We start from the raw sequence: 3,048 nt of genomic DNA, 5'->3' as shown, positions 1-3,048 counted from the left end.
TAGGTTGCATAGGTTGCATAGGTTGCATAGGTTGCATAGTAGAATGATCAATCAGCTCTGCGTTTTGCGCTTTAGTAATTACAAATTCATCGTTAATAATGCTAAAAGTAAAATTAATATACTGGGCATTTTCAAACTGACTAATATCAATATCTGGCGCTAATACAAAGTCCATTGTGGCGGGTTCTCGATTCCATTTTTCAATGGCCTCTCGACTAATATTAATAATGCGATTTTGTGTATCTATGGCATTAATAGTGCCGTTAACCGTGGCGCTTTGTGGCTGCATATCCATGTTCATATTTGAGTCTGAACCAGAATCCGAACTCATACCTGAGCTGATACCAGAACTAGGTATTTCCATTCGTTTAAAGTCGGAGCTCTTACTTGACTCAGAATCTATTAAAAATTGCGCTGAGGTCACTACCGTGTCACCTGTCTTTACACCTGACAAAATGACCGCTTCATTACTATTAATTTGCCCAACTTCGACTTCTACCGATTTAAAACGACCCTCACCTAATGCAATAACCACACGGTTTTGATGCTGCGTGCGAATTACCGCTTCTTTAGGGACTGTAAATTGCGCTTTACTCGCCTTAGCGTGAATGCTCACTTGTGCAAACATATTTGGTTTTAACCGATGATCTGCATTTTCAAACCTGAGTCTTACACGCAAAGTTCGGTTTTTAGCATCAAGCGCGGGGTAAATGTAATCAACCTTACCTTCCCACTTTTGACCTTTTAAGTAATCAAGCGTCATTGTAACGGGCAAGCCCACGCTCACTTGTTCTGATTGGCGCTCGAATACTTCTGCCTCTACCCAAATTTCATCAAGCTGAGCAATACTCATCATTGATGTGCCTGGTTTAACGTAAAAGCCTTCTCGTACTGTTAGCTCATCTACCACACCACTTTGCTTTGCGTAAAAAGTAATATTTTGCATTATCTTTTTATTTTTTTGTAAGCGCTCGATAAATCCATCAGACACATTTAACGACTCTAAACGTGCCTTTGCTGCGCGAATTAACACGGTATTATTACGATTAACCGCCAATAAAAATTCTTCCTGTGCATTCACCAATTGTGGGGAATACAAAGTATATAAAGGCTCACCGGCTTTAACTTGTGCACCTTGCGCTTTAACATATAAACTTTCAATCCAGCCCTCTACACGCGGATGAATGTGAATAAGTTGGTCTTGGTTATATTGCACATAACCCACAGTATTTATATCGCTGTGAAGTGTTTTAAGCTCTACTTTGGCAGTTCTTACACCCAAGTTATTGATGACTGCAGGCGAAATAGTTACTGCACCTAGTCCATCCTGAGCGTTGCTATCGCTTTCATATACAGGGACTAAATCCATTCCCATTGGCGACAGCCCTGGCGCGTCACGCCTGTAATTACTATCCATAGGGGCTACCCAATATAAGGGCTGTTTTTCAGCATGTTCATTCATTGCCGAGCTGCTAGGTAAAAACTGCATCACTAAGGCGCCAATTAACGCAAATGCGCCCGCACCGACTAAGGCAGCAACAAGTAACTTTAAATTAGTATTCATTATGTAATTCTCCAGTTTTATCGCTCATTACTTGGGGGTCTAAGCTACTTGCATAATAATTAAGACGAGCGGTAATAATATGCTGATCTACTTGAATATTAAGCGCGTCTATTTTGGCGTTAAGTTCACCAATGCGCGCGCGCATCACGTCAGAAAAATCCCCATCGTCGCGCGTATAAGCATTAAGTGTTGCTTGAGATTGCTCTGACATTTGCGGTAATAACGTATTTTGATAAAGCGCATCGCGTTTTTGCAAACGAGCGAGTTGGCTAAACTCCTTAAAGTACATGCCTTTGAGTTTTTGAAGCGCCACCAGCTTTTGTGTTTTAGTAGCTTCTGCACTAGCAATAGCCGATTTAACCTGTTGATCTTGTCTGTTATCAGTAAACAATGGCAAATCAATGCTAAATCCTACTGAAAGTAAATCAGCTCGCGACTCCCCCATAGGCGTTTCATCTCGGTAACCATAACCCACATTAACGCCCATTTGAGGTTTGTAACTTTGCTTGGCGAGTGCAACTTCGGTTTGCTTTGCGGTGACGGTTTTTTCTATCGCAATAATTGCGGGATGCGCCATAAGCAACTGTATTAATTTATCAAATTCAAGGTTTGCAAAATCAACCAGCCCTGTGGTTTTAGTAAATTCGGCATTTAAAGGCTGCATAAGCATATTCATAGGTAACCACTGTGCTAAACGGTTTTTAGCACTTTCAAATTGCTGCTCAAGCATAACCAACTTATCTTCAAGGCGAGTGAGTTCTAATTGCGCACGAATAATATCTTGCTGGCGTGTTTTACCTAAGGTACTTGCGTAGCTTGCTTCGGTAACTTCAATAAGCTGAGTAAATAGCCCTTTATCTTGCTCAATTAAAGCAATACTTCGCTGAGCACGATACGCGTTTAACCACGACTCAATCACAATTGCTTTTACTTGTGCTAAGCGATCGGCGCGCTGCCAAGAATATTGTTGAGCAGACTGAGCTAATGCCTTTTGTTTAAGCGCTAAACTATTCCCTCGGCTAAACTTTTGGCTCAAATCGACTTTAAGCTGCGTCATCCCTTCTTGATCAAACGCATAACCGTTAGTAGGTAAGTTAAGTAAGCCAACCGTTAAAACAGGATCGGGTAAGGTGCCTGCGGCAATACTTTGTGCTATTGCGGCATCTTCTTGGTAGCCACTCGCTTTTAGCCATGACTCATGCGTTAGTGCATAATTAAGCGCTTGCGTTAAGCTAAGCGTTTGCTCATTGCGGGCTTGCTTTAGCGTATCGATATTTAGGTTATTTGAATTGTTTTGCGCATTAACAGCTGTGCTAAATAACACAACACTACATAATACGGCTTTAATACTTACAGCGTGGTTCATCACCTGCTCCATCTAAAAATAAAAGAAATTCTTAAATTAAGAAGCAAAAAAGGTGTTTAGGAGTTTTACAAAAACCTTTTATATCAATTGCATTGAATTAATGATCTATTATTGCGGT

General features: G+C 40.8%; 2 protein-coding genes. Both read right to left on the bottom strand.

The window, feature by feature from the left end; genetic code table 11:
* On the bottom strand, positions 1 to 1,564 hold a 1,564-nt coding region (locus H5072_RS15655; protein WP_182694045.1), incomplete at its 3' end, for an efflux RND transporter periplasmic adaptor subunit.
* Entirely contained in the window at positions 1,554 to 2,930 is a 1,377-nt protein-coding gene (locus H5072_RS15650; protein ID WP_182694044.1) for a TolC family protein, read from the bottom strand. The genes H5072_RS15650 and H5072_RS15655, both read right to left, overlap by 11 nt.
* Between the last annotated feature and the right edge of the window lie 118 nt (positions 2,931 to 3,048).

Source organism: Pseudoalteromonas sp. SR45-5 (assembly GCF_014163565.1).
Taxonomy (GTDB): Bacteria; Pseudomonadota; Gammaproteobacteria; order Enterobacterales; family Alteromonadaceae; genus Pseudoalteromonas; species Pseudoalteromonas distincta.
The sequence above is the reverse complement of the archived record's forward strand: the minus strand, read 5'-3'. Positions and strand labels throughout refer to the sequence as shown.

What these genes read in the sequence shown, in the direction of transcription:
- H5072_RS15650 (WP_182694044.1), bottom strand. Translation starts at nt 2,930, where the DNA reads ATGAACCACGCTGTAAGTATTAAAGCCGTATTATGTAGTGTTGTGTTA.